This window comes from Planotetraspora phitsanulokensis (genome assembly GCF_016863295.1).
Classification (GTDB): Bacteria; Actinomycetota; Actinomycetes; order Streptosporangiales; family Streptosporangiaceae; genus Planotetraspora; species Planotetraspora phitsanulokensis.
Map to the genome: position 1 here is coordinate 93,817 of NZ_BOOP01000037.1, position 18,277 is coordinate 112,093.

Consider the following 18,277-nt stretch of genomic DNA (forward strand, 5'->3'; position numbering starts at 1 on the left):
GTAGACGCCTGTACCCGTGATCGGAGCGACCTCGTTCAGCTCGCGAGGCGTCGTGCGAGATCCGAGAGATCCGGGGCCCTCAGCACGCGGCCGTCGAAACCCGGCAGGGGAACGTGCAGAGGTGCGGTCCAGCGGCCGGGGATGGCGTCGACCCCGTAAAAGGCGCCCGCGAGGCCGCCCGCGACCGCGGCCACGGTGTCGGTGTCGCCGCCGAGATCCACCGCCGCGCGGACCGCGTCCTCATAGGAGGTCGTGGTGCGGACGGCCCAGACGGCGGAGCCCAGGCAGGGCCATACGGCGCCGTTGAATTGCGTCGCCTGATCGGGGTGCCAGTCGTCGGCCAGAACCGTCGCGTACCGGTCGCGGTGATCGGGATGGACGAGGGCGAGTGCGGCGGGAAGGGCGGCGAGCGGATCGGCGCCGCCCAACGCCACCCGCACCAGTTCATGGAAGAGGGCGGTGCCCTCCCAGGCGGCGGGGTCGCCGTGAGTGAGGGCGGCGATGCGGCGGGCGGCGTCCATGGTGGCCTCCCGGCCCCCACGAGCGAAGTAGACCGCGGAGGTGGTCGCTCTCATCAAAGAGCCGTTGCCCGCCGCACGCCGATTGGTTCGGAAGTGATGTGCCGCGGCGCGGTCCCAGGGCAGGCCGTTGGTCAGGACGTCCTCGGTCTGCAGCCCGATGTCCTTCGGGTCCGCTGCCGCCCATCTCTGGAAGCGGGTGAACATGTCGGGGAGGTCCAGACCATGTCGCTCCAGCAGTGATTCCGCGACCAGTACGGCCATCTGTGTGTCGTCCGTGGCCTCACCGGCGTCCCAACCACCGCCGCCGCGCATCTCGCTGCTCGGTTCGGAAGCGGGGAAGCGCCCGGAGAACGCTCCCGCCGGCCCGAACTCGAAAGGCGCACCGAGCGCGTCGCCCACTGCGGAACCGATCACCGCACCGGCGGCGCGCCGGACCAGATCGGGGTTCCCTGTGCCGGACGGGGAGGGCGGGCTCAACTCTGCTGGAGCACCGACAGAATGTTGCCGGCGGGGTCCTTGAACCAGGCGATGGGCGGCCCGACACGGCGGAAGATCCCCTTGTCGTCCGAACCTTCGTAGGTCTCGAAGCGGACTCCCCGCGCCGCCAGCGCGTCCACGGCGGACTCGATGTCGTCGACGGGGAAGTTGAGGATCGTGAACGTCGCCGGCGTGTGGTCCGGCTTGGGGTAGATCAGCGTGTCTCGGTCCCCGGCGATGTGCAGCGTGAGCATGCCGTGTTCCTCGGAGACCGGAATCCCGAGGGTCTCGCCGTAGAACCGTTTCGCCGCCGGGATGTCGTCCACGGAGAATCCGCTGAACGCCCTGGTGTGCTCGAACATGCCGCTCCGTTCCAGGTGCCGGGCCGATCGTGGGGCACACCACGCTATCCCGATCTCCCGCTGCTCGGGCATCATCGGTGGAATGCCCGATGATCTTTCGCCGGCCTTGCGCGCGTCAGGAAGGCAGCCGGGCGGCCCGGTCCTCGAGGTAACGCCGCTCGGGGAGGCTGGTGGTCCGCCGCGCCGCGGCGCGATATCCCGCGCGGGCGCCGTCCCGGTCGCCGGCCATCTCCAGCAGGTGAGCACGGACGGCGTCGAGTCGGTGATGCCCGGCCATCCTGTCGTCGGCATCCAGCTCTGCCAGCAGTTCGAGACCGGCACGAGGGCCGTCCACCATGGCGACGGCGACGGCCTGGTTGAGCGTCACCATCGGGTTGGGGGAGATCCGATCGAGCAGCCGGTACAACGCGAGGATCTGCGGCCAGTCGGTGTCCTCCGCCCGCGGGGCCTCGTCGTGGACCGCGGCGATCGCGGCCTGGATCTGGTACGGCCCGAGCGACGTCCGGGACAGCGCCTGGGTGACGAGTTCGACACCCTCCCGGATGAACTCGGAATTCCACAACGCCCGGTCCTGATCCGCCAGCGGGATCAGCTCCCCGCCGGGCCCCGTCCGGGCCGGGCGCCGCGCGTCGGTCAGCACCATGAGCGCGAGCAGGCCCGCCACCTCGCCGTCGTCCGGCAGCAGACGCCGTACGGCACGCGTCAGGCGGACCGCCTCGCCGGTCAGTTCGACGCTGTGCAGATCGGGGCCGGAGGTGGTGGTGTACCCCTCGTTGAAGATCAGGTAGAGAACGTGCAGCACCACGCGCAGCCGTTCGTCCCATTCGCTCTGCGGCGGCATGGTGAACCCGGTGCCGGCGGTCTTGACGCGCTGCTTGGCCCGGCTGACGCGCTGTCCCATGGTCGCCTCGGGCACCAAGAAGGCCCGGGCGATCTGTGCGGTGGTCAGGCCGCCCACGGCGCGTAGCGTGAGCGCGACCTGGGACGCGGCGGACAAGGCGGGATGGCAGCACAGGAACAGCAGGGTGAGCGTGTCGTCCTGGTCGAGGGGCGGTCCGTCCTCGGGCGAGGGGGTGAGGAGATCGTCAGCGGGCGCCATGGTGGCGACGGCGACCTCCCGCCGGCTGCGCGCCTCGTCGCTGCGCAGTTCGTCGGTCAGCCGGCGCGACGCGACCGTGATCAGCCAGCTCCGGGGATTGTCGGGCATGCCCTGGTCCGGCCACTGGACCGCGGCGGCCAGCAGCGCCTCCTGCACCGCGTCCTCGGACGCGTCGAAGTGCCCGTAGCGCCGCACGAGCGCGCCGAGGACCTGGGGCGTGAGCTCGCGGAGCGTCTCCTCGACGGCCGGTGTGACGCCCCCGTCCGCGCTCATCGCTCCGCCCCCATGAACGCCCGCACTGTCCCCGCGCGTATGCCAGTGTCTGTGTCGGGATGCCAAGCTACCCGCTTCCGGGCGGGGGTTCCCGCGCATCCCCGGCCGGGGTCGTCCCGGCCGGGCAACCACTATGAGGACGGGGAGTCCGCGATGGGTCACGAGTTCGAGCTGCGCAAGGAAATCGAGCTGGACGCGACCCCCGAACAGGTGTGGGACGCCATCGCCACCGGCCCGGGAGTCGACTCCTGGTTCATGGGCCGCAACGAGATCGAACCGCACGAAGGCGGCGCGGTCCGGATGACCATCGCGGGGCACACCGACGAGTCCACGATCACGGCGTGGGAGCCCATGAAACGGCTCGCTCACCGCAGCCCCGTCGGGGACGACGGCGCGTTCATGGCCTTCGAGTACCTCATCGAGGGGCGTGCCGGTGGCAGCACCGTGCTGCGGATGGTCCAGAGCGGAGTGCTCGGCGGCGACTGGGAGACCGAGTACGACGCGCTGAACGAAGGCTGGGACGTCTACCTCCACAGCCTGGCCCAGTACCTCGCGCACTTCCCCGGCCGCCGCGCGGCCGTGGTCACGATCATCAAGCCGCAGGCGGCCGATCGCGACAAGGCATGGACCGCGATCAAGGCGGAGCTCGGCGTGACCGACGAGATCGCTGTGGGCGACCGGGTGCACCTGACGATCGACGGGGCACCGCCGGTCGAGGGGGTCGTCGACTACGACGGCCTGCCCACCTTCATCGGCGTGCGGTCCGCCGACGGGCTCTACCGTTTCATCCACTCCGGGCCGCTGCGCGGGGACGTGGTGGTCCTCGGGCACCACATCTATTCGGACGTGGACCCCGAACCGGCCCAGCAGGCCTGGCAGTCCTGGCTGGACAGGGTGTTCGCCTAGGGAGTGACCGATGTCCCGTCGTCCGGGGAGCCGCCCGTCTCCCCGGACGTCTCCCTGTCCGTGCTCCCGGCCGCCTCGCCTGCCGTACGGCGGGCCCGGCGACCCCGGGCGATCTCGGTGCCGAGCGCGTCGAGCCGCTGGGTCCAGAACCGGCGGAAGGGCCCCAGCCACACGTCGACCTCCTGCAAGGGCGCGGGGTCGACGGCGTAGAGGCGTCGTGTGCCGGCGGCCCGCACGGTGGCGAACCCGCTCTCCCTGAGCACGCGCAGGTGTTGCGACACCCCGGGCTGGGAGATTCCGAACTCGTCCTGGACGATCGCGCCGATCTCACCGGCCGAGCGCTCGCCGCCTGCGAGCAGTTCCAGGATCCGCCGCCTCACCGGGTCTCCGAGAACGTCGAACGCGTGCATGAACGCAGCGTCTCAGTTGCGGCTTATATAAATCAACTTCGAAACTTGCCGTCCGGCCCGGAAACAGGCAAAGCGCGCCCGGAGTGATTCCGGGCGCGCTTCGTCCGTGATCCGATCGGATCCGATCAGGCGCTGTCGCTCGCCGTGTAGTACGGGTAGCCGTAGCCGGTGACGCTCGAGGTTGGCCGGGTGCGGATCTCCACGGCGCCGTTGCCCGTGTTGCCCTCAACCGTCTTGATCGTTCCGTCGCCGTTGTCCTTGATGACGAAGCCGACGTGGTCGATCCCGTCGATGCTCTTGCTGCCGCTCCAGCTGAAGAACACCACTGCGCCCGGCTTGGGCACGGCGCCCCACCGGTTGTTCTGCGCGAACCACCGCGCGTGCGCGACGGTGTAGGCGTCCCATCCCATGACCGGGCGGATGCCGAGCTGGTTGCCGACCCAGGAGACGAACATGTCGCACCAGGGAGCGTTGGCGTAGTCGGCCAGGGCCCCGCCGTCGCGGGCCATGGTCTCCTTCGCGCGTGGCGAGGACATGTACCAGGCCTGGAACTTCGTGCCGCCGCCGAGGGCGTTCTCACGCACGCCGACCTGGCTTTCTGCCAGCTTCAGCAGTTGAGACGGGCTGACCTTGGGCAGCCCCGCCGCCTCCTTGGCCAGAGGCGTCGTGCCGCCGGCCACGATGTGGTCGGCGCTCTGGGCGTGAGCCGTTGCCGCCACCGGTCCGACCGCCACCGCAGAAGCGAGGGCGCCGGTCACTAGGGCAGCGCGAATACAGGTCTTCAGGGCTCGCATGCTGGGGTCTACTCCCTTGCTTCCAATCCGCCTACCGGGTTAGCTGACGGGTTCGGGCTGGAAGGCGCCCTACGGCACGAGATGTGCCGATTCACCCCAGGAGAGGTGGGTCCCCGGCTCCGCGTTGACGCGGACTCGGCGGTGACGGTCTCCCTTGTCGGAAGGACCGTCATCCGATGGGCAAACCTGATTTTTCCTAATGAAACGGACAGGTATGCCTTGAGTTACCTAAAAGGTAATAGACGCATCCATACCGGTCAAGTAAGGGCAAGTCAGATTTTACCTGTCAGGGGTTGGGTAAACGCCCGGACGATCGGACGTGGCAGATCGTCCGCCCCGTCCGCCGGGCAAGGGGAATCGGGTAAAGCGCCGAGGGATCGCCCCTCAGCAGGCCCGCGTTTTACGGTTTTCCGCCATCGGAGTCGGAGGTTCGCCTCCATGGTCGTCGCCCGGCCGCGTGCCTAGCGTTGACCGGCGTGATCAGTCTCAACGGATTGTGCAAACGCTACGGAGACCGGATGGTCGTCGACGACCTGACCCTGGATGTCAGACCCGGTACGGTCACCGGATTCCTCGGCCCCAACGGCGCGGGCAAATCGACGACGATGCGACTCGTCCTCGGGCTCGACCATCCCACCGCGGGCACCGCCCTGATCGGCGGCGTGCCGTACCACCGGATCAGGAACCCTCTGCGGAAGGTCGGCGCGCTCCTTGACGCCCGCGCGCTGCATCCCGGACGCAGCGGGCACGCCCACCTGACGGCGCTGGCACGCAGCAACGGGATCGCGCGCCGCCGCGTGGCGGAGGTCCTGGAGACGGTCGGGCTGGCGGACGCGGCGCGCAGGCGCGTCGGAGCCCTGTCCCTGGGGATGAGCCAGCGCCTCGGCATCGCGGCCGCACTGCTGGGCGACCCCGAGGTGCTGATGTTCGACGAACCCGTCAACGGCCTCGATCCGGACGGCGTGCGAAGGGGTGCGGGCGGCACTGGAGATCCGCGAACGCCGGCCGGACGTCGGCGTGCTCGTGTTGTCGCAGTACGTGGAGAAGACGTACGCGGCCACGCTCCTGGCGGGCACCGGCGGAGGGCTGGGTTACCTGCTCAAGGACCGGGTCTCCGAAGTCTCCGACTTCCTGGACTCCCTCACGCGGGTGCGTGCGGGCGAGACGGTCTTCGACCCCGAGGTCGTCCGCCAACTGCTCGCCCGCACCACCCACGCCGACCCGCTGAGCGGGCTGAGCCTGCGCGAGACCGAGGTGCTGAGACACCTCGCGCAGGGCTACGTCAACGCGGCGATCGCCGAACGCCTGCACGTGTCTCTCAGCACCGTCGAAAAGCACGTCAACGCCATCATGGACAAGCTCGACCTGCCGCGTGATCCCAGCTACAGCCGCAGGGTGCTCGCCATCCTGCGGTATCTCGACGGCTGAGGTGCCGTCAGCGCCAGCCCTGCGGGTCGACGCCTCCCGGCACCGGAGCGGCCGTGTCGTACGGCTCCCGCGTGAAGACGAACGTGTTGAGGTCCAGGTGCGCGCCGCCCGCGGTCCTGACGACCCGCAGTGTCTCGCCCGCGTAGTAGCCGTCCAGCCCGAACCAGGTGCCGTCGGCCTGGGCGGCGAAGCGCGAGGCCCGGCCCTGCCCGTTCACGGGGGTGAGCGACAGCCCCCGCTGCGGCAGCACGCGGCAGACGTACGCCGTCGGACCCCAGAACCACGGCCCGGTCAGCGCCAGCAGGTCGTCGTCGGCCGGGGCCGGCGACCATTCCGCCGGCAACGGCGGCTCGTGCTTGGCCAGGATGTCCAGCAGGTCGGTCAGAAGCGAGGCGCGCACCCCCGAGGTGGTGTTCGCAAGGAACAGGACGCCCGTGCCGTCCGCCGGATCGGCCCAGACGGTGGCCAGGAAGCCCGGCATCGACCCGGTGTGCCCGGCGAGCCTGCGGGAGCCTGCCGGCCCGGTGTACCGGCTCAGCTGCAGGCCGAGACCGTACCCCCGCGTCCAGGAGTCTCCGTCCTCGACGGCGGCCGGCTCGCGCATCTCGGCGACCGTCTCGGGCCGCAGCACGCCGCCGGTGTCGCCGCCGACGAACGCCGCCCACCGGGCGAGGTCGGTCGCCGTCGACCAGAGCTGACCGGCCGGAGCCATGGCCCCGTGGTCGTTCTCCGGCTCGGGAAGCAGCACGTCGGCCCAGGGGTGCACGGCGAAGCCGGTCGCGTGCGGCGGGCGCGGACGCGTGGTGGTGTCGCGCATGCCGAGCGGCTCCAGGACCTCCTCCTGCAGGGCCTGTTCCCACGGGGCCGAGCGCCTGCGCGCGACGATCTCGCCGAGCAGGGCGAAGCCGACGTTCGAGTAGTGGTAGCGGCGGCCGGGCCGGTGCCGGGCCGACTCCGCTCCGAGGGCGCCGATGAGCTCGGCCGCGGGGACTCCGGGGGTGCGCTCCCACCACTCGCCCGGCGACTCGGCGGTCAGCCCGGCGGTGTGGGACAGCAGCTGGGCGATCGTCACGTCGCCGACCGGCGTTCCCGGCAGGTGCTTGTCCAGGGGATCGAGCAGGTCGAGATGTCCCTCGTCGCGCAGGCGCATGATCAGGACCGCGACCATGCTCTTGGTGATCGATCCGATGCGGTACTGCGTGTCCTCGCCGGGCCGCTCCCCGCCGACCCGTCCGCGACCGCCGAACCAGGCGACCTCGCCCTCCCGGACCAGCGCCGCCACCATCGACGGAACGCGTGATTCCGCCTGCTCCACCGCCAGTCTCCGCAGCAACGCGCGAGCCGTGCCCTCCAGAACCATCTTCGCGACCCTCCCGTATCGTGATCGCTCCAGGTTAACGCCCTCGCGGAGCCCCGCCGCGGGTTCGCGCCGATCCCGTCGCAGGCGGGGCCGGTGGGGGCCCGTCCGCGCCGGATAACATCGGGCCATGGCTGTGACCAGCGCACTCGGTGAATATCTGCGGACGCGGCGCGAGCTCGTCCGGCCGGTCGAGGTCGGCCTTCCCGAGGGGGAGCGGCGCCGGGTGCCCGGCCTGCGGCGCGAGGAGGTCGCCCTGCTGGCCGGGATCAGCACCGAGTACTACCTGCGGCTCGAGCAGGGTCGCGACCACCACCCGTCCGGCCAGATCCTCGACTGCCTCGCGAAGGCGTTGCGGCTGGACACCGAGGCCTCGGCGTACCTGCACGACCTCGCGCGTCCGGCGCCGCGCGGGCGCCGCCCGGAACGTCCCGAACAGGTCGCCGACGGCGTGCGGAACCTGATCGCCAACTGGACGACGACACCGGCGTTCGTCCACGGCCGCACCGGGGACGTCCTGGCGGCCAACCCGATGGCAGTGGCGTTGTCACCCCACTTCGCGCCCGGCTCCAACACCCTGCGGGCGGCCTTCCTCGAACCGGAGATGCGCGTCTTCTTCCGGGACTGGGACGAGATGACCGCCAAGGTCGTGCCGTACCTGCGGTCGGTGATCGGGGCCCACGCCGACGACCCGCGCCTGGCCGGCCTCATCGAGGAGCTGAGCCTGGGCAGCGAACGTTTCCGCACGTTGTGGGCCCGTCACGACGTCCGGCACAAGACCAGCGGCCTGACCTGGGTGCTGCACCCGAGGGTCGGCCCTCTCGACCTGCGCTATGAGAAGCTCGGCCTCGCCGCAGCCGGTCAGATGCTGATCACCTACCACGCCGATCCCGGCTCGAAGTCGGAGCGGCGGCTGCGTCTGCTCGCCTCACCGGCGGCTCCGTAATCGCGAAGGCGCCGCGGGCGGCACTCGCCCTCGGCGGGTGAGCGCGCGTCCCCGGCCACTGCGGGACAATGCCGTCCATGACCAATCCTCCCGGCGGCCCCTCCGGCGGGTCCGGCACCGGCTCCGAGGGCGGCAGACCGCCGGGCGCGGTCCTCGAGGCGGTCCTCGAACGGATCACCTACGCCAACGAGGAGACGGGCTACACGATCGCCAGGGTCGCCACCGAGCGCGGGGGCAACGAGCTGCTGACCGTCGTCGGCCCGCTGCTCGGTGCGCAGGTCGGCGAGTCGCTGCGGCTGACCGGCCGGTGGGGCTCCCATCCCCGGTACGGCAGGCAGTTCGAGGTGTGGTCCTACACCACGGTCCTGCCGGCCACGATCCAGGGAATCCAGCGTTACCTCGGCTCGGGGCTGATCAAGGGCATCGGGCCCAAGATGGCCGAGCGCATCGTGGACCATTTCGGCACCGACACCCTGCGGGTCATCGAGGAGGAACCGGCCCGACTCGTCGAGGTGCCGGGACTCGGCCCCAAGCGGACGAAGATGATCGGCGCGGCCTGGGAGGAGCAGAAGATCATCAAAGAGGTGATGATCTTTCTGCAGGGCGTCGGCGTCTCCACCTCGATCGCGGTGCGGATCTTCAAGCAGTACGGCGACGAGTCGATCGACGTGGTACGCAAGGAGCCCTACCGGCTCGCCGACGACGTGTGGGGCATCGGGTTCAAGACCGCCGACACCATCGCCCAGGCGGTGGGCATCCCGCACGACAGCCCGGAGCGGGTGAAGGCCGGCCTGCGCTACACGCTGTCGCAGGCGGCCGACGACGGCCACTGCTACCTCCCCGCGCCCAACCTTGTCGCTGACGCCGTGAAGATCCTCGAGGTGGCGCCCGACCTCACCTCCACCTGCCTCGACGAGCTCGTGGCCGAGGAGGGCGTGGTCCGTGAGGAGGTGCCCGTGGGGGAGGGCTCCGTGCCCGCGGTCTACCTGGTGCCCTTCCACCGCGCCGAGCTCTCGCTGGCGGGGACCCTGCGCGGGCTGCTCGGCTCCGGCCACGACCGGCTGAAGGCGTTCGCGGACGTCGACTGGCCCGCCGCCCTCGACTGGCTGCGCGGGAGGACCGGTTCCGAGCTCGCCCCCGAACAGGCCCAGGCCGTACGGCTGGCGCTGACGGAGAAGGTCGCCGTGCTCACCGGTGGTCCCGGCTGCGGTAAGAGCTTCACCGTCCGCTCCGTCGTCACGCTGGCGCGGGCCAAGCGGGCCAAGGTCATCCTCGCCGCCCCCACGGGCCGCGCCGCCAAGCGGCTGGCCGAGCTGACCGGCCACGAGGCCACCACCGTGCACCGGTTGCTGCAGCTGCGCCCGGGCGGCGACGCCACGTTCGACCGCGACAATCCGCTCGACGCCGACCTGGTCGTCGTCGACGAGGCGTCCATGCTCGACCTGCTGCTCGCCAACAAGCTGGCCAAGGCGGTCGCGCCCGGGGCGCATCTGCTGTTCGTCGGCGACGTCGACCAGCTCCCCTCGGTCGGCGCGGGCGAGGTCCTGCGTGACCTGCTGGCCGCTCCGGAGATCCCCCGTGTACGGCTCACGCAGATCTTCCGCCAGGCCCAGGAGTCGGGCGTGGTGGTCAACGCCCACCGGGTCAACACCGGTCAATCTCCACTGGTCCGGGACTTCCCGGACTTCTTCCTGTTCCCCTGCGAGGAGCCGGAGGAGATCGCCTCCCTGACGGTCGACGTGGTGGCACGGCGGATTCCGGCGAAGTTCGGCCTCAACCCGCGGCGCGACGTCCAGGTGCTCGCCCCGATGCACCGCGGAGCCGCCGGCGCGGGCGCACTCAACATCGCCCTGCAGGAGGCGCTGACGCCGTCACGTGAGGGCATGCCGGAACGCCGGTACGGCGGACGCGTCTTCCGCGTGGGCGACAAGGTCACCCAGCTGCGCAACAACTACGACAAGGGCGCCGCGGGGGTGTTCAACGGGACGGTCGGCGTGGTCACCGGCATGTCGCCGGAGGAGAGCAAGCTGACCGTCCTCACCGACGAGGACGAGAACGTCGACTACTCCTTCGACGAACTCGACGAGCTCGCCCACGCGTACGCGGTCAGCATCCACCGGTCGCAGGGGAGCGAGTACCCGGCCGTGGTCATCCCGCTGGCGACCAGCGCGTGGATGATGCTGCAGCGCAATCTGCTCTACACCGCCATCACGCGGGCGAAGAAACTGGTCGTCATCGTGGGTTCCCGGCGCGCGCTCGCGCAGGCCGTACGGACGAAGGGGGCGGGTCGCAGGCACACCGGCCTGACGCATCGCCTCGACTAGCCGGTGCGGCAACGAGCCCGGCCGCGCTCCTGGATGAGATCCGCGCCGCCGCCGGGGAGCTCGCCCGATGACGCCGCGCACCGAGATGCCCGTCAGGCCTCCTGACGCCGGAGTTCTGCCTCCAGCGCGGTGAGCTGTTCGAGCGTCCCCTGCTCTCGCCAGGCCGGCTGCTCGTGCCCGTCGAGGAACGTGCCCTGCTCGGTGAGCACCAACCGGGTGCCCTCACCCTCGGGGGACAGTTCCACCGCCGTGACGGACACCGTGGCCACGTCGTCCCCCGACATGAGGACGGAGGCGCAGACGATCCGCTGGTCGGCGATGATGTCGTGATACACGGACTCGAACGTCAGCACCGAGCCGTCCTCCCCGCGTCCACGGGCGAGCTCCCTGCCTCCGACGCGGAAGTCGAGCTCGTGCTCGGCCGCGGGGCCGGCGAACCAGCGGCCCTTGGCGTCGGGGTCGGCCCAGGCGGCGAAGACGCGGGCCGGTGACGCGTCGTAGACGCGCTCGAGGGTGAACGTGGTGTTGATGACCGACCGGTCGCTCATGATGTGCTCCTGTTCTCGGGTGCCTGATCTGGTGCCTGTGGCGTGTCGGCCAGGTAGTCGCCGAGGCGGTCGAGGCCGCGTTCCCAGGACGTGCGCCGCCCCGCGATCCACTCCTCCGCGGCCCGTAGGCCCTCCGGCTGGATGTGGCACGTGCGGACCCGGCCCGACTTGCCGGACCTGACCAGTCCGCACGCCTCGAGCACCTGCAGATGCTGCATGACCGCCGGCAGGGACATCTCCAGGGGCCTGGCCAGGTCGCTCACCGAGGCCGGCCCGCGGACCAGCCGCTCGACCATGCTCCGGCGGGTCTCGTCCGCCAGCGCCTGGAAGATCCGGTCCAACTCATAGTTAGGCACGTACTTAACCATCCCCTCGAGCGGCTCAATAGTCAAGCAGTTGCTTAACTATTTCTGGATGGTTCGCGGAGGTTGGAACTCACGCCGTGGTCAGGGTCCGTACGAGCCGGGGCGGGGCCGCGAGCGGAAGGTGCGGCGGTAGGTGTCCGGAGGCACGCCGACCGTGCGGTTGAAGTGGCGGCGCAGCGTCGTGGCCGTGCCCATGCCAGTGGCCGCCGCGATGGCGTCGACGCCGTCGTCGGTGGTCTCCAGCAACTCCTGGGCGTGACGGATCCGCTGAGTCAGCAGCCATTGCAGCGGGGTCGTACCGGTCACCGACCTGAAGTGACGGCCCAGGTTGCGCGAGCTCATCCGCGCCTGGCGGGCCAGGTCCTCCACGGTCAGGGGATGGTCGAGCCGCTCGAGCACCCAGGGGAACAGTTCGGCGAGCGGGTGGTTGCCGGGGGCGGGCGCCGGGGTGGTGACGAACTGGGCCTGGCCGCCGTCCCGATGCGGCGGCACGACCAGGCGGCGCGCGACCGTGTTGGCGATCGACGAGCCGTGGTCGAGCCGGACGATGTGCAGGCACAGATCCATGGCGGCGGCCTTGCCCGCGGAGGTGAGCACGCTGCCGTTGTCCACGTAGAGGACGTCCGGGTCCACCGTCACCTGGGGGTAACGAGCGGCCAGGACCTCGGTGTGCGCCCAGTGCGTGGTCGCGCGCCTGCCGTCCAACAGACCGGCGGCGGCCAGCACGAACGCGCCCGTACAGAGGGAGGCCACGCGCGCACCCGCCTCATGGGCCGCGCGCACCGCGTCGACCAGGTCGTCGGGCGGCTCCACATCGAAGTCGGCCCAGCCCGGGACGATCACCGTGTCGGCGCGCGAGAGGTGGTCGAGGCCGTAGTCGGGCTCCAGCAGGAACCGGCCGGCCCGCACGGCGCCCGGACCGCAGACGACGAACCTGTACCAGGGGTCGGCCACGCTGGTCATGTCGGCCCCGAAGACCTCGTACGCCAAAGACAGCTCGAAATGCAGCATCCCGTCGGTGACGGCCAGCGCGACAGTGTCCACGTCCGGAATTGTACGGATCATGGCGTTCCGGACGCTCGCGGGAGACACCCGCCCTCATCAGGATGTACGTGACAGATCGCAGCAGATCATTTGAGCATGAGGAGAACCCATGGGATCGGGGCTCACCGTAACGGTGTTCGGCGCGTACGGGCACACCGGGCGCTTCGTGGTGGCTCAGTTGCGGGAACGCGGGTTCGTCCCGGTCCTCTCCGGACGCGACGCCGACAAGCTGAAGGTCCTGGCGTCAGAATCCGGACTGGACGCCCGCCCGGCGTCGGTCGACGACCCGGCCTCGCTCGACCGCGCGCTTGCCGGTGCGGCCGCCGTGATCAACTGCGCCGGGCCCTTCGCCACCACGGCCGCCCCCGTGATCGAGGCCGCACTGCGCGCCGGGATCCCGTATGTGGATGTGGCTGCCGAGATCGAGGCCAACGCCGACACGTTCACGCACTTCACGGACCGAGCCCGCGCCGCGGGGGCGGTGATCGTCCCAGCGATGGCCTTCTACGGCGGCCTCGGCGACCTGCTGGTCACCACCGCGATGGGCGACTGGACGGCGGCCGACGAGGCGCACGTCGCGTACGGGCTGAGCAGTTGGCACCCCACCACCGGGACGCGGGCCGCGGGCGCGGTCTCCAGGCAGCGGCGGGACGGCCGACGCGTCCGTTACACGAACGGGCGACTGGAGTACCGCCACGACGACCTGCCGACCCTGGAGTGGCCCTTCCCCGACCCGATGGGTCCCCGGGCCGTCATCGGGGAGTTCACGATGGCCGACGTCGTCACCGTTCCCAGCCACCTGTCCATCCCCGAAGTCCGCACGTACATGACGGTCGAGGCGGCCAGGGACCTGGCGGCCCCGGACACACCCGCACCGGCCGCGGCCGACGAGCACGGGCGGTCCGCGCAGACCTTCCTCGTCGACGTCGTGGTGCGTTCCGGCGGCATCGAACGGCGTGCTGTGGCGAAAGGCCGGGACATCTACGCCGTCACCGCGCCGCTCGCGGTGGAAGCGGTCGACCGCATCCTCACGGGACGGACCAGAACGGTCGGCGTCGCCTCCGCAGGCGAACTCTTCGACGCGCCCGACTTCCTCCGGGCGCTTTCCCCGCACATTTCCGTGGAGCTGCATCCGTAGCGGGCAGGCCAGTTGATCCCGCGAGTTGTGGCGTTCACTTGCATGGGGCTTTCGCATTCAAAGCGGCCGGACACTCAAGGCGAGAAGTGAGGACGTGTGCCCGGCCGCGCGATCGCCCCATCAAGATCGCCATCGTCGGCGTCCTCGCCCCCGTGGGCGCGCTGTTGGTGCTGATCAACCTGCTCCTCGGCTGAAACTCTGCGCGGCATCAGCCGAGGCATCTGCTGAGCTCGCCGGGTCACGCCGGTACGATCTGCCCGTGAGTGCCGACTGGCGGGCAGACCGCATCGGAGCCGCGTTCAGGGGCGAGAATCCCACCGTTTTGACGCGGATGACGACAGGATTCGCGGTAATCGGGGACGTGCAATTCCTGCCCGGTTACTGCGTTCTCCTCATCGACGATCCCGCCGTCACACGGTTGTCTGACCTGCAGGTCCGACGCCGGATGGCGTACCTGACGGACATGGAACGACTGGCGGAGGCCGTCGAGCGCGTGTGCGGCCGAAGAGACCCTCGATTTCTCCGGGTCAATGTGGAGATTCTCGGAAACACCGACCCGTTTCTTCACGCGCACATCTGGCCTCGCTATGCATGGGAGCCGGAAGAGATCGTCAAGAAGCCGGTGTGGCTCTACCCGCCCGGCCGCTGGCGCGACCCGGCCTACGCCCTCGGCCCGGAACACGATGATCTGCGCACCGAACTGACCACGGAGTTGAAGAAACTCATGGCGCCCTGATTCGAGTGCATGGTTCGCCCCTCGCTGAAACGTCACCCGCCTAGCGTTCCGGGAATGACGAAAGACCCCCTCGTGATCACACGGCACGCCGACGTCCGGGCAGTGTTGTCCGATCCGCGCTTCGAGGTGCCCGCGGTCGCACCCGCGACGGACGGCACCCACGGCATGGCCTGGCTCCGCGGAGCGGTGAGCCGGTTCAGCAACGGCGCCGAGCACGCCCGGCGCAGGTCACATGCGGTCGGACTGCTGTCGGCGATCGACGTCGCCACATTGCGCGGGGACGCGTTCGACCTGGCCTCCGCCGAGTTGGCCTCGCCTGAGCCGTCCACGCCGTCCGGGTCGAGTGGGCCGGAGGTCGTCGACGTGATGGCTCGGCTCGCCCGGCGCGTACCGGTCAGGGTCCTCGCGACGCACCTGGGCGTCACTCCGGAGCGCAGGGAGGACGCCGTCGGCGCTGTCATCACGATGGCCGCCGCCTACCATCCCCGGCCGGATCCGGCCCCACCCGCTCCCGAATCCGAGGAGCAGGCCGACCGTGCCGTGGCCGTGCTGGCGGATCTGCTCGGCTGTCCGGACCTGGAGCGGCTCGCGGCCGTGGCGGCGTTGCTGATCCAGGCGTGCGACGCCACGGCGGGCCTGATCGGCAACGCCCTCAACCTGCTGACACGACTGCCGCACGCCGCCATCGCCGACCGGCCGGCCGAGGCGATCCTCCTGGAGACGCTCCGCCACGACCCTCCCGTACGGCTGACGCGCCGGGTGGCCGTATCGGACACGACGGCGGGGGGAGTGGCCGTCCCGGTTGGCACCGTGGTCGTGCTCGACCTCGCGACGGCCAACCGTGATCCCGGCGTGTTCCACGACCCCCACCGGTTCGACCCCGATCGGCGAGACGGGAGTGAGGACGGCTGTCCGCATCTCGGATTCGGAGCCGGAGTCCGGCCATGTCCCGGCGACGCGGCCGCCGTCGCCCTGGCGGCGGGAGTGGTCGATGCCGCGGCCGGCTGGATGCTCGTCAAATCGGAGATCCACTACGAGCCGTCAGCCAACCTCAGGGTCCCCGCACGTCTTGATCTGCGGCGACCGGATTCCGGGAAAAATCAGCTGACTGACCTTCATGATCAGGTTTGACGCGGACTTTACCGGTGATCGAGATAGGTGTGAACGTTCGGCGACCAAACTGTGACCTAACCGGTCCTGAAATTGCACATATCTACGGCTACCCCTAATAAGGTCTTGTGAGCACTTTGCGCCCATGGGGGAGAAGTTGTGACGAGCACTCACACCCGGTCTAAGTTGCCCATCGCCGGGGTCGCCGTGGCCATGGTCACGGCATTGGCAGCATGTTCCAGTGGGTCGGGGTCGGGCTCCGCCTTGTCGCCGGGGGGCGACGGTGGCGAGTCCACGCCGGCTAAGCCGGTACCGACCATCAAGATCAATCCGGTCAAGGGCACCGCGAAGGTGCGCCCGGACAAGTCCGTGGTCGTCACCGCCGACAACGGTTCTCTTGAAGAGGTCGTCGTCGAGTCCAACGGTGTTCCGCTCGAGGGGGAGTTCGACGCGGATCGCACCAAGTGGACGTCGAAGGGGCCGTTGAAGCCGTCGAGCAAGTACACCGTGTCGGCCAAGGCCACCGGTGAGGGTGGTCCCGCCGAGGTGACCAGCCAGTTCAGCACGCTGAAGCCCAAGTTTCCCCTTGCGGTCGCCGACATCACCCCTGGGGTGAAGGGGGAGACGGTGGGCGTCGGCATGCCGATCATGGTGACCTTCAACCAGTCGGTGACCGACAAGGCGTCCGTCGAGAAGGCGCTCAAGGTCAAGGCCGAGAAGCCGGTCGACGGAGCGTGGCGCTGGATGAGCGCCAAGCAGGTGATCTACCGCCCCGCCAAGTACTGGCCCGCTCACCAGCAGGTGAAGTTCACCGCGAACCTCGCGGGCGTGCGCGGCGGCAAGGACATGTACGGCGTCAAGAACTCCAGCGCCACCATCAACATCGGCGCGGCCTTGATCAGCACCGTCAACGTGAAGACGCACATGATGTACGTCAAGAAGGATGGCAAGACCATCCAGACGATGAAGATCAGCGCCGGCAAGGGTGACACGCGCGAGTACACCACGACGAGCGGCGTCCACCTGACCATGGAGCGGGCGAACCCGGTCACGATGATCTCTCCGGGCAAGAAGGAGGGCGACCCGGGCTACTACAAGGAGGTCGTGAACTACGCCGTCCGCATCTCCAACAGCGGCGAGTATGTTCACAGCGCTCCTTGGTCGGTCGGCTCGCAGGGCTACGCCAACGTCAGCCACGGATGCGTGAACGCCAGCCCGGGGCAGGCGAAGTGGTTCTACGACAACTTCCACCGCGGCGACGTCGTCAAGATCACCGGCACCAGCCGCATCCTGGAGTCGTGGAACGGCTGGGGCTTCTGGCAGATGTCGTTCAAGGAATGGGAGAAGGGCAGCGCGCTCAAGTAAGAGCGCCTCTTCGACAGTGAATCGGCAGTGAAAAGGCCCTCCGGCGATCGCCGGAGGGCCTTTTCACTGCCCGGACCTACTGGATTCCCGACTTCATCAGCACGAACGCTCCCACAATCTTGAGAACGATCAGCCCGATGACGACGCAGAAGACGATCAGCGCCGGGCGGTGCTCGAAGTGCTTGCCTTCTTTGAGGGGCGGGCGCTTGGCGACCCGCTCCGCGATGCGCTCTTCGATCGGCTTGCGGTGGAACATGCGGACAAGGTTATCGGTGCCACCGGCCGGGGCCTCATGCGCCCGACAGGCCTAGCCGTACGGCCCGGGCCAGTGGCGTGGACTCGCCCGCGCTCAAGGACTCGACCAGGCTGAACGGTATCTGCGACATGAAGCGCGGCCGCGTGCCGTGGTGTGGCTGCGCGGCGTGGACCAGGAACGGGTGGCACAGGTAGGCGTCACCGGGAAGGCCTGTGGCGAGGGCCAGTGGCCGGTCCGCGCCGGCCGCGTCCATGATGGGACCGGTCTCCTGGAAGGGCAGCCCGCGCTCGCCGTACGGCTCGAGCACGCGGGCCGTCTCGAGGTGGGAACCCACCCGGATCCTGGTGGGGGCGTCCTGCTCGGTCACCTCGGAGTAGAGCAGGAGCACGAGCATGGTGCGCGGCCTGGCCGAGATGATCCCCCAGGCGTTGTCCGGGCCGGGATGGTTCTGGTCGATGTGCCAGCCGGTGTCCCCGGCGTCCTCCGGATGCGGGAAGCGGATCGGCATCATGCCGACGCTTCCCCTCGGGTACCAGGCGCCCTCGCCTGCGATCTGATTCAGCGCGGCAGTGAGCCGCGGGCTGCGGGCGGCCTCCCCGAACGGGCCCTGCCCCGTCTCGTCGGTCACCCAGATCACCGGCTTGGTCCACTCCGACGGCCGGTCCGGAGACAGCCCCATCCGTTCCCAGAGCGACTCCCGGATGCGGTCGCCCACGCTACGCGGGAAGGCCTCCTCCACCTTGAGGAACCCCTCCGTCACGAACCTCTCGACGTCGACCGTCGTCTCCTCCACCATGCCCATGCCACGAACGCTAACG

At 69.8% G+C, this 18,277-nt stretch carries 18 protein-coding genes, 2 pseudogenes and 1 riboswitch; of the genes and pseudogenes, 9 read left to right on the forward strand and 11 right to left on the reverse strand.

Annotated elements, in window-relative coordinates:
* Positions 1-35: 35 nt before the first annotated feature.
* From Pph01_RS34405 to Pph01_RS34415, 3 genes are all read right to left on the reverse strand, one after another.
* Entirely contained in the window at positions 36-998 is a 963-nt protein-coding gene (locus Pph01_RS34405) for an ADP-ribosylglycohydrolase family protein (RefSeq protein ID WP_505866992.1), read from the reverse strand.
* Positions 995-1,360: a VOC family protein gene (locus Pph01_RS34410; RefSeq protein ID WP_204077386.1), complete on the reverse strand. Its 366-nt coding sequence runs from the start codon at positions 1,358-1,360 to the stop codon at positions 995-997. Before Pph01_RS34410 ends, Pph01_RS34405 begins: the two co-directional genes overlap by 4 nt.
* A 115-nt stretch (positions 1,361-1,475) precedes the next feature.
* A complete protein-coding gene (locus tag Pph01_RS34415; protein ID WP_204077387.1) occupies positions 1,476-2,732 on the reverse strand; it encodes an RNA polymerase sigma factor in 1,257 nt (418 codons plus the stop codon).
* 153 nt (positions 2,733-2,885) lie between these two features.
* Here Pph01_RS34415 and Pph01_RS34420 point away from each other — a divergent pair, with 153 nt between their 5' ends.
* Entirely contained in the window at positions 2,886-3,638 is a 753-nt protein-coding gene (locus tag Pph01_RS34420) for an SRPBCC family protein (RefSeq protein WP_204077388.1), read from the forward strand.
* On the opposite strand, the gene Pph01_RS34425 is transcribed toward Pph01_RS34420, so the two are convergent.
* Together Pph01_RS34425 and Pph01_RS34430 are read right to left on the reverse strand one after the other, a co-directional pair.
* On the reverse strand, positions 3,635-4,048 hold the full coding sequence (locus Pph01_RS34425; RefSeq protein ID WP_204077389.1) for an ArsR/SmtB family transcription factor: 414 nt from the start codon (positions 4,046-4,048) through the stop codon (positions 3,635-3,637). The genes Pph01_RS34420 and Pph01_RS34425 overlap by 4 nt on opposite strands.
* Before the next feature lie 125 nt (positions 4,049-4,173).
* Positions 4,174-4,842 (reverse strand): CHAP domain-containing protein, encoded by a 669-nt coding sequence (locus Pph01_RS34430; protein WP_204077390.1) that lies wholly within the window; start codon positions 4,840-4,842, stop codon positions 4,174-4,176.
* Positions 4,843-4,856: 14 nt separating this feature from the next.
* A riboswitch (cyclic di-AMP (ydaO/yuaA leader) is annotated at positions 4,857-4,993 on the reverse strand.
* A 325-nt stretch (positions 4,994-5,318) separates the two neighbouring features.
* On the opposite strand from Pph01_RS34430, the pseudogene Pph01_RS34435 reads away from it, so the two are divergent.
* A pseudogene (locus Pph01_RS34435) lies at positions 5,319-5,810 on the forward strand (ATP-binding cassette domain-containing protein); the annotation flags it as partial.
* A pseudogene (locus tag Pph01_RS34440) lies at positions 5,809-6,270 on the forward strand (response regulator transcription factor); the annotation flags it as partial. The pseudogenes Pph01_RS34435 and Pph01_RS34440, both read left to right, overlap by 2 nt.
* Before the next feature lie 7 nt (positions 6,271-6,277).
* On the opposite strand, the gene Pph01_RS34445 reads toward Pph01_RS34440, so the two are convergent.
* Positions 6,278-7,630 (reverse strand): serine hydrolase domain-containing protein, encoded by a 1,353-nt coding sequence (locus Pph01_RS34445; protein ID WP_204077391.1) that lies wholly within the window; start codon positions 7,628-7,630, stop codon positions 6,278-6,280.
* 127 nt (positions 7,631-7,757) lie between these two features.
* Between Pph01_RS34445 and Pph01_RS34450 the strand changes: the two genes are divergently transcribed.
* Both Pph01_RS34450 and recD2 read left to right on the forward strand, forming a co-directional pair.
* Positions 7,758-8,573 carry a helix-turn-helix domain-containing protein gene (locus Pph01_RS34450; protein WP_204077392.1) on the forward strand — a complete coding sequence of 272 codons (816 nt, stop codon included), beginning with the start codon at positions 7,758-7,760 and terminating at the stop codon, positions 8,571-8,573.
* A gap of 77 nt (positions 8,574-8,650) precedes the next feature.
* Positions 8,651-10,897: an SF1B family DNA helicase RecD2 gene (recD2, locus tag Pph01_RS34455; RefSeq protein ID WP_204077393.1), complete on the forward strand. Its 2,247-nt coding sequence runs from the start codon at positions 8,651-8,653 to the stop codon at positions 10,895-10,897.
* Between the two features lie 92 nt (positions 10,898-10,989).
* Here the strand turns inward: recD2 and Pph01_RS34460 are convergent, their stop codons facing one another.
* From Pph01_RS34460 to Pph01_RS34470, 3 genes are all read right to left on the reverse strand, one after another.
* On the reverse strand, positions 10,990-11,445 hold the full coding sequence (locus Pph01_RS34460) for an SRPBCC family protein (RefSeq protein ID WP_204077394.1): 456 nt from the start codon (positions 11,443-11,445) through the stop codon (positions 10,990-10,992).
* On the reverse strand, positions 11,442-11,801 hold the full coding sequence (locus Pph01_RS34465; protein WP_204077395.1) for an ArsR/SmtB family transcription factor: 360 nt from the start codon (positions 11,799-11,801) through the stop codon (positions 11,442-11,444). Before Pph01_RS34465 ends, Pph01_RS34460 begins: the two co-directional genes overlap by 4 nt.
* A gap of 90 nt (positions 11,802-11,891) precedes the next feature.
* The gene (locus Pph01_RS34470) at positions 11,892-12,854 is read right to left on the reverse strand and encodes a helix-turn-helix domain-containing protein (RefSeq protein WP_239117230.1); all 963 of its coding nucleotides are present in this window, start codon (positions 12,852-12,854) and stop codon (positions 11,892-11,894) included.
* Between the two features lie 109 nt (positions 12,855-12,963).
* Between Pph01_RS34470 and Pph01_RS34475 the strand changes: the two genes are divergently transcribed.
* The 4 genes from Pph01_RS34475 to Pph01_RS34490 all read left to right on the forward strand — a co-directional run bounded on the left by Pph01_RS34475 (position 12,964) and on the right by Pph01_RS34490 (position 17,203).
* Positions 12,964-13,992, forward strand: a complete 1,029-nt coding sequence (locus tag Pph01_RS34475) for a saccharopine dehydrogenase family protein (RefSeq protein ID WP_204077397.1) — start codon at positions 12,964-12,966, stop codon at positions 13,990-13,992.
* A 259-nt stretch (positions 13,993-14,251) separates the two neighbouring features.
* The gene (locus Pph01_RS34480) at positions 14,252-14,728 is read left to right on the forward strand and encodes an HIT domain-containing protein (RefSeq protein WP_204077398.1); all 477 of its coding nucleotides are present in this window, start codon (positions 14,252-14,254) and stop codon (positions 14,726-14,728) included.
* A gap of 54 nt (positions 14,729-14,782) precedes the next feature.
* A complete protein-coding gene (locus Pph01_RS34485) occupies positions 14,783-15,859 on the forward strand; it encodes a cytochrome P450 (RefSeq protein WP_204077399.1) in 1,077 nt (358 codons plus the stop codon).
* 138 nt (positions 15,860-15,997) lie between these two features.
* On the forward strand, positions 15,998-17,203 hold the full coding sequence (locus Pph01_RS34490; RefSeq protein ID WP_239117231.1) for a L,D-transpeptidase: 1,206 nt from the start codon (positions 15,998-16,000) through the stop codon (positions 17,201-17,203).
* A gap of 76 nt (positions 17,204-17,279) precedes the next feature.
* Here Pph01_RS34490 and Pph01_RS34495 read toward each other — a convergent pair whose 3' ends face one another.
* Both Pph01_RS34495 and Pph01_RS34500 read right to left on the reverse strand, forming a co-directional pair.
* Positions 17,280-17,459 carry a hypothetical protein gene (locus Pph01_RS34495; protein WP_204077400.1) on the reverse strand — a complete coding sequence of 60 codons (180 nt, stop codon included), beginning with the start codon at positions 17,457-17,459 and terminating at the stop codon, positions 17,280-17,282.
* 34 nt (positions 17,460-17,493) lie between these two features.
* The gene (locus tag Pph01_RS34500) at positions 17,494-18,261 is read right to left on the reverse strand and encodes a phytanoyl-CoA dioxygenase family protein (RefSeq protein WP_204077401.1); all 768 of its coding nucleotides are present in this window, start codon (positions 18,259-18,261) and stop codon (positions 17,494-17,496) included.
* Positions 18,262-18,277: the final 16 nt, after the last annotated feature.